The organism is Noviherbaspirillum sp. (assembly GCF_036846085.1).
Taxonomy (GTDB): domain Bacteria; phylum Pseudomonadota; class Gammaproteobacteria; order Burkholderiales; family Burkholderiaceae_D; genus Noviherbaspirillum.
Genome location: NZ_DAIUCO010000302.1, coordinates 1 through 5,844, shown reverse-complemented (window position 1 = coordinate 5,844; position 5,844 = coordinate 1). Strand labels below are relative to the sequence as shown.

The window sequence follows — 5,844 nt, the reverse complement described above, 5'->3', positions numbered from 1 at the left end:
TACAACCTTTCCACGTCGCCGCTCATAGGCGGCTCCGATTCAGCCGGCGCAATGCATGCATTGCGAAACCCCGGCTTCATCCCCTGCAAGGGGGAAGGAGCCGGTTCGCTTACAACCTTTCCACGTCGCCGCTTGCAGGCGGCTCCGATTCAGCTGGCGCAACGCTGCGTTGCACAACCCCGGCTTCATCCCCGAGAGGGGAAAAGAGTCCACCGCAAAATCTCGTACCCGCCGCCAGTATCGTTTTCTAATACTTCGAGACCAAATCCCCTCCACCAGACCACAATTCCAATCCTTTTCCCATTGCAATCGACGACACTCCCGTCACCGCAATCAACGAAAGGATGGAACATGAAAATCGTCATTCACCGCGATTCCAATGCATGGCAGATGCAGGTCTGGATCTCCTTTGCGATCGCCGTGTTCATGTGCGGCGTCGGCCTGGCTTACCTTCCCGGCAAGGATCTCGACCGGGTCTTCATGGTGATGGGTTACTTTTTCTGCCTGACTACCGCCTTCGTGCTGGCCAAGCTGGTGCGGGATGCGGAAAAGGCCCGCATCGAAGGCCGGGTCGCCGATACCCCGATGTTCAAGTATGTCGTCTGGACCGGCTTCTTCATCTCGATGGCGCTGACCGCATGGGGCCTGCTGCGCATGGAAGTCAATGAGACCTACAAGGCATTTCTCGGCGTGAGCTGGCTATACCTGATCACCTGCGCATTTACCCTCGCAAAGACATTGCGCGACCGGCATGAAGCCGACCTGAGCAAAACCCGCCTTGCCGAACTCGGCGCGGAAACAAACTGACCAAGACGCAAGGAGAAACACATGACATACCGTTTTAGCGGCACCCGCTTTCCGGCGGTCCTCGCCGCCACCTGCGTATTTCTGGCGAGCGGCCTGGGCGCCGGTCCGGCGAAAGCGCATAACGATGCCTCCGCGGCAAGCGCCCTGTCCGCGCTGCCTATCGCCTCGGTGGTAGTCGGCACGAGCACCGTCGCAGCCGCGCCGCTGGTCCTGTCGGCAGCCGGCACGGTGCTGGTGGTGAAAACTGTTGCCGCGACCGCACGCGGCACACTGCTGGTGCTGGAACGTGCATCGGATGGCGCCCGGTTCAGCGTCGAGATTGCGAGCGAAGGTATCGCGGCCGCATCGCTGGCGGCGGGAACCATCGTAACCGTCAGCGTCATCGGCGCGGGCGTGGTGCTGTCGGTGGCGGCGGAAGCAATCGCCTTCCTGCCGAACGCCCTGGGCAAGGCCCTCCTGCACAACGAACGTCTTTGAGATAGTCCCATGCGATACCTTCAACGCTTCAGCCTTGCGCTCGCCGCTACCGCCAGCCTGCTTTTCATGCCCGCCGCGCACGCCGGCCGTTCATGTGAAAACATCAAGCCGACAACGCTCACGATCGAACGCGGCCTCACACTCGCGGAACGCACGCTGGCGGCACTCGACGCCAGCGGCCACGACGTCGTGTTGCTGGCGCGCGCCGGCCAGGACCTGACCAAGTATGGCGTGCACTATTCCCATCTCGGCTTTGCATACCGTCACCCGGACGGAAACGGCGGTCACATATGGCGGGTGCTGCACAAGCTGAATCATTGCGGCACCGACGTATCGGCGATTTACCGCCAGGGACTGGGCGAGTTTTTCCTGGATGACCTGTGGCGCTATGAAGCGGCCTTTGTCGCGCCGGTGCGCGAAGTGCAGGACCGCCTGCTGCCGATACTGCGGGATGACCGGCTTGCCACGCGCCTGCATCGCACGCCGTACAGCATCGTCAGCTACGCATGGGGCGGCAACTATCAGCAATCCAACCAGTGGGCGATCGAAACCCTGGCCGCCGCGATGCTGCCACCGGATGCCACCCGTTCGCAGGCGCAGGCCTGGCTGCAGGCACATGCGTATCAACCCGGCCTGGTGCGGCTCGGCGCATTGTCGCGGCTTGGCGGCATGATCAGCGCGCCCAATGTCGCATTCGACGATCATCCGGCGGAGAAGCGGTTTTCGGGCCGGATTGAAACCGTCACGGTGGATTCGGTCTTTGCGTGGCTGCAGAAATCGAAGCTCGGCGGCGCGCCGGTGCTGGTGGAGTGAAGGTGTTGGTGCGCGGGGCGCACCCTGCAATAAGCCCGGATCGCGCTACCGTGCCCGGCATTTATACGGCAGGTAGTTCGGCGGGATCGTGGTCTTGTTTTCACCCTTGAGCGTCATGTTGCCCGGCGCTTCCGCAAAGCCGCATACCCAGGTCACCGGCACGATGGGCGCGTCGTCGACGACCGCCGGACGCAGCGTCAGCACCTTGTCCTTCAGGAAGCCGTTGGCCCGGTTGCCGAAGGTGATGTGCACCGCGCCGTCGCGCACCACCAGCGAACGGATGAACTGGTTGACGATCTTGTCCTCGGCCGGAAGGCCGGCGGCGGCATTGTCCGCGGGAAGGGTTTGCGTCGCCAGCCAGGATGCGGCGATCGGCTTGGTCGCGATGTCGGTCAGCGGCAGCGCATCGACAATCTGTTCTTTGATGAATTTATCGAGATAACTGGGCGCGGCGATGAGCGCGAGAATGGCGACGACCGCGACGACGATCATCATTTCCAGCATGGTGAAGCCGCGGGCGATGTATTCCGGACCGGTATGGCGTGGTTGCTTCGTCATGAAGTGGCGGTTTGGGCTGGTTGGCGTGACGGTTCATGCTGCCATGGAACCACCATGTTGGCAATCGTCAACATTTCACGCGCCAGCGCCGCGGTCACTTCACTAGCAGTTTCGCTACCGTCGCCTCGGTGATCATGCCCGAGTAGGCGACCGCTTTTCCCTCCTTGTCGAACCAGTAGCTGCGCGGTATCTCGCCGCGCCATTTCGGGTCGATCGCATAGCGCAGCCGTTCCGCCGGCGCCGGGCCGAAAGCCCACATGCCCGAGCCGAGGCCCGACGATTCCAGCTTCCTGCGGATCAGGGCGGCGGCCTCCGGATCATCGGCACGATCGGTGGCGATCGTCACAACATCGACTCCGCTTTTCTTCCTCGCTTCCGCCAGCGCCTGGAAACTGCGCTGGCAGTATTCGCAATCGAGCGACCACACCAGCACGACGAAGGGCTTGCCTTTTTCGGACGCGACGATCTGCTTGAAGCTGTCGGGCTCGAAGACATGGATTGTTTCGGTCGCCTGCGCGGCGATCGGCGCCAGCTGCAAGGCAGCGGCGGCCAGTGCTGCAAGAATGAACGGCTTCATGATTTCTCCTTGTGAACCGGCACGACACGCACGCCGTCGTTCTCCGTGCGCCAGACCAGCACCGCGCCGGCGCGGTGCGCGGCAAGGTAAGGCTTGTCGGAATCGCCGGCGGTGCGTGCGATTTCCTTCTCTTTCCAGGTCGCGCCGCCGTCCCCGGACACTTTCGCCAGCACGGCGGTCGACTGGCCGTCGAACTGCTTCCATACGATGGATACCTGCCTGCCCTGCACCAGCACGTCGGGATGGGAAGCCTGTTCGGAGCCAAGGGAGACGGGCTTGCCGATGGTTCCATTGCCCTGTGCCGTCGCATACAGCGCGCCGGCGCCCTCCCCTTCCTTGCCGTTGAACCATACCTGGTGCCGCGTGCCGTCCGGCGCATAGGCAACCGACGGGCCGTGATGCGGGCAGGCGTCGACCCGCCAGTCATCGAAGGTCACGCGTACCGGCGCGGAGACCTTGCCGTCGGCGGACAGTTCGGCAATCGCATGGTCCCGGATGTTCGGCGCGAACACATGCCGCCACATGGCGACCGGTACGCCTTTCGCATTTAGCGTCAATCCGATGCGGCAGCATTCGCAGGAATGGTCCGCCACCTTGTAGTCGCCCATGAAGGTCGCGCCGCCGTCGCTCGACACGGCGTAGTACACCGCCGAGCCGGCGTATTGCCCGCCCGCCGCCTTCGCCTGCCGGGCGTCGCGGTCATCGACCCAAGTGATGAATATTCTTCCGGCGGCATCCACCACCATCGAATCGAAGCTATGCGTGATGGCGTCGCGGTTCGCATGCACCGTGACCGGCGCGGAGAACGTCCTGCCGCCATCCAGCGAGCGCACGAAACGGATGTCGCCGATGTGCGGCCGCTTTACCGTGCTGGTATAGCTGACGTAGAGCTCGCCCTTGCCGCCGAAGGCGATATGCGGACGGGCCTCGCCGCCGGCGGCAATCGGCTCGGGCGTGGACTGGATGCGCGTCGGCGCTGTCCAGGTCTTTCCCATATCGGTCGAGTGCTGCATGACGATGAACTGGTCGCCGTTGTCGGTTCTCTTGGTCGCCATCCACAGGCGGCCATCCTTGTCGAATGCGGCGCTGGTTCCAAGGTCGCGCGACTTCGCGTGCCCCGCGCTGCCATGAGCAGACGCGCAGGCAGCGACGGCGGCGAGGGACAGTGTCAGCAGCAGCCTCGCCGCATCCGTTTTCCATCTACGCATTATCGTGTTCATTGCCATATCTCCAGAAAAATGTCTGGCCGGCGCGCCGGGCGCCGGCCTGGGCAAGCCGTTGCCCGGTCAGTAGTTCAGCTCTACTCCGGCATAGAGCGATCGTCCGTCGCCCGGATAAAACTGTCTGCTGTCGGAACCCCGTGCGTCGGCGATCACGCCTGTCGTCGCCGCATAGGTTTTGTCGGCCAGGTTGCGGGCATCGACGAACCACGACACTTGCCTGCTGACCCGCTGGCCGACCTTGAAGCCGACGATGCCGTATCCGGCGGCCCGCAAGGTATTCGCATGGTCGACCCATGTGGACGACGCAAGCCGGACATTCGGCCCGAAGTACAGGCCGTTATCCATCTTGTAGAGCAATTCCCCGGTGGCGAACTGGCGCGGCACGCCGGCGAGACGGTTATCGCGGTACACGCGGTCGCCGTCGAACCGGAAATCGTTGAGCTGGTAGTTCAAACGCACCGTCCATTGCCGTCCGACTTCCGCTTCCATGCCGCCCTCGATGCCCTGATGAATCGTCCTGTCGGCATTGGTCGTGCCGAGCGGGATGTCGCCCGGACCGTTCAATGCAAGCAGTTCGTCTTTCACGCGCGCGTGGTAGAGCGACACATCCCAGCGCAGGTTGCCCCATCCCGGCCTGAGCAAGCCGCGCGATCCGATCTCGGCGGTTCTCGCGCGCTGCGCATCGACCGGCGTCACGTTGACGCCGCCCGCCAGTTCCCCGAACGACGGTGGCTCGTAGCTTCCGCTTACGTTGCCATACACCTGGACGTCAGGTGTCAGCTCATGCCGTGCGCCGACCTTCGGCGATACGCGGCTGTAGGTTTTGTCGACGCTGTTGTCGCCGTCGGCCAGAAAGCGGTCGTTCAGCCGCCGCCGCGCTTCCACTGCCTGCGCGCCAACAATCAGTGCGGTCGACGGCAGCAGGTAATGCTGGTTTTCAGCGAAAATCGAGACACTCCTGGAACGCTGCCGTGCTTCACCGGTGCGGGCGCCGGGTTGACCGCCAACGTTCCGGAACCGGTCATCGTCCAGCGTTCCCTGCAACAGGGACGTGCCGACGATGAGTTGGTTCCTGTTGCCCAGGAAATTCCCGTCATGGATGTAGCGCGCTGACAAGCCGTAATCGTCCGAATCCTGTTCCAGCACCTGGAAGATCGGGTGGAACAGCGACTTATAAGAATAGAAGCCGCCGATTTCCACGCGCCGGGCCGGGTCGAACTGGATGGTCGTCTTGTTCGACAGGCGGACCAGGTCGAAGTCGCGGTGCTGGTCGCCCGATATCGCAGCCGGGTCCGCTCGCCTCGGCGATGCGTTCATTTCCGCCTTCGTCAATGCGCCAGGCAGCTCGGAATCGGTGTTGACCGCATGCATGAAAAAGCGGGTTTCGAC

The 5,844-nt window shown here is 63.2% G+C and carries 7 protein-coding genes; 3 read left to right on the top strand and 4 right to left on the bottom strand.

Going from position 1 to position 5,844, the window contains the following annotated elements; genetic code table 11:
• Window positions 1-351: 351 nt before the first annotated feature.
• The 3 genes from V7080_RS23085 to V7080_RS23075 are packed head-to-tail and all read left to right on the top strand — an operon-like array spanning window position 352 to window position 2,097.
• Window positions 352-807: a YiaA/YiaB family inner membrane protein gene (locus tag V7080_RS23085; RefSeq protein ID WP_334190728.1), complete on the top strand. Its 456-nt coding sequence runs from the start codon at window positions 352-354 to the stop codon at window positions 805-807.
• A 21-nt stretch (window positions 808-828) separates the two neighbouring features.
• The gene (locus V7080_RS23080) at window positions 829-1,284 is read left to right on the top strand and encodes a hypothetical protein (RefSeq protein WP_334190727.1); all 456 of its coding nucleotides are present in this window, start codon (window positions 829-831) and stop codon (window positions 1,282-1,284) included.
• A 9-nt stretch (window positions 1,285-1,293) separates the two neighbouring features.
• The gene (locus V7080_RS23075) at window positions 1,294-2,097 is read left to right on the top strand and encodes a DUF2145 domain-containing protein (protein ID WP_334190726.1); all 804 of its coding nucleotides are present in this window, start codon (window positions 1,294-1,296) and stop codon (window positions 2,095-2,097) included.
• A gap of 45 nt (window positions 2,098-2,142) precedes the next feature.
• On the opposite strand, the gene V7080_RS23070 is transcribed toward V7080_RS23075, so the two are convergent.
• From V7080_RS23070 to V7080_RS23055, 4 genes are all read right to left on the bottom strand, one after another.
• Window positions 2,143-2,655, bottom strand: coding sequence for a pilin (locus tag V7080_RS23070; protein WP_334190725.1), 513 nt, complete (start codon window positions 2,653-2,655; stop codon window positions 2,143-2,145).
• A 94-nt stretch (window positions 2,656-2,749) separates the two neighbouring features.
• Complete coding sequence (locus V7080_RS23065) at window positions 2,750-3,232, bottom strand: TlpA disulfide reductase family protein (protein WP_334190724.1); 483 nt, start codon at window positions 3,230-3,232, stop codon at window positions 2,750-2,752.
• Complete coding sequence (locus V7080_RS23060) at window positions 3,229-4,452, bottom strand: sialidase family protein (RefSeq protein ID WP_334190723.1); 1,224 nt, start codon at window positions 4,450-4,452, stop codon at window positions 3,229-3,231. The genes V7080_RS23065 and V7080_RS23060 overlap by 4 nt, the downstream gene beginning before the upstream one ends.
• 66 nt (window positions 4,453-4,518) lie before the next feature.
• Window positions 4,519-5,844: TonB-dependent receptor family protein (locus V7080_RS23055; RefSeq protein ID WP_334190722.1), on the bottom strand; the 1,326-nt coding region annotated here is incomplete at its 5' end.